A 1604-nucleotide genomic window follows, 5' to 3' on the forward strand; every position below is an offset into this window, starting at 1 on the left:
GTATTGGGGCAAGGTGCGAGCGCTGTGCTGCCAGTGGAGATTCACGGTGACGCGGCTATTTCGGGGCAGGGTGTCGTCATGGAGACGATGAACCTTTCGAATACCCGAGGCTACGGCACAGGCGGCACGATCCATGTGATCGTGAATAACCAGGTCGGCTTCACCACTTCCCACCCGGAAGACGCCCGCTCGTCGTTCTATTCCTCCGACATCGCCAAGATGATCGAGGCGCCGATCCTGCACGTGAACGCCGACGACCCTGAGGCAGTTATTGCCGCAACGCGGCTGGCAATCGATTTCCGTGCGACGTTCAAGAAGAGCGTCATGATCGATCTGGTTTGCTTCCGCCGCCATGGTCACCAGGAACAGGACACGCCGAACATCACGCAACCGTTGATGTATCGCTCCATTGCGGCCCACCCAGGTGTGCGCGCCCTTTATGCAAAGAAGCTGGTGGACGAACGCGTTGTGACGACGGAAGGCGTGGAGAAGTACATCCATGACTACCGTGAACATCTTGACGCTGCGCAAGCCGCCGAAGCGAAGAAGCCCGTCGATCAAAAGAGTGACGAGGTGAGCTGGCCGCAACTGCTTGATGGCAACGTCGGCCGAATCTATTACGCGGCACCCTTGCCAGACCTTGTTCAAAAACTCGCACTCAAGATCTCAAGCGTTCCCGACCAGTACTCGCTGCATCCGCTCGTTTCTAAAGTCATGACTGCCCGTCGCGAGATGGCGGAAGGCAAGCGGCCTCTCGACTGGGGCATGGGCGAGCATATGGCCTACGCCTCTCTTCTCTCCGCGGGTATCGACGTGCGCTTGAGCGGGCAAGACAGTGAACGCGGTACGTTCAGTCATCGTCACGCGGTACTTCACGATCAAAAGCGGTCGGTGCGGGGAGACGGCACGTACATCCCGCTGGACAATGTGTCGGAGACCCAGGGACGATTTTCGGTTACCAACTCGATCCTGTCGGAATCGGCGGTTCTGGGCTTCGAGTACGGGTACTCGATTGTTCGACAAAACGCACTCGTATTGTGGGAAGCGCAGTACGGCGACTTCGCGAACGGGGCGCAGGTTGTTATCGACAACTTCCTGTCCGCAGGCGCTGCCAAGTGGGGACAACACAGTGGTGTAACCATGCTGCTTCCGCATGGTCAGGACGGGCAAGGTCCGGAACACGCGTCGGCCCGCCTTGAGCGCTACCTGCAACTGTCGGCAGAGGACAATTGGCGGGTTGTTCAGCCCACCACGCCGGCTCAGATTTTCCATCTGTTGCGGATGCAGGCAGTGCTCCAGGACCGCGTTCCGCTTGTTGTGATGACGCCAAAGTCACTTCTGCGGCACCCGGAGGCTGTCAGTAGCCTCGAGGATCTCGCGCGCGGCCGATTCAACGAGATTCTTGCCGAATCGCCTACAGAGGAAGCTGCGTCCAAAGTCGACCGGGTCATCCTGTCTTCTGGTAAGGTCTACTACGAACTCCTGGAGCGTCGGCGTAAGTCCAACAAGGACAATATCGCGTTGATTCGCGTTGAACAGTTGTATCCGTTTCCCGCGAAGCAGATCAGTTCAGAGCTTGCGCGCTATCCGAATCTGAAGGAAGT

1 protein-coding gene is annotated in these 1604 nt (G+C 58.2%); it reads left to right on the forward strand.

Annotation, left to right across the window (positions count from 1 at the left end; genetic code table 11):
• Nucleotides 1-1604: 2-oxoglutarate dehydrogenase E1 component (locus WCA53_RS11840; protein WP_423909714.1), on the forward strand; the 1604-nt coding region annotated here is incomplete at both ends.

This window comes from Caballeronia sp. (assembly GCF_049581465.1).
Lineage (GTDB): Bacteria > Pseudomonadota > Gammaproteobacteria > Burkholderiales > Burkholderiaceae > Caballeronia.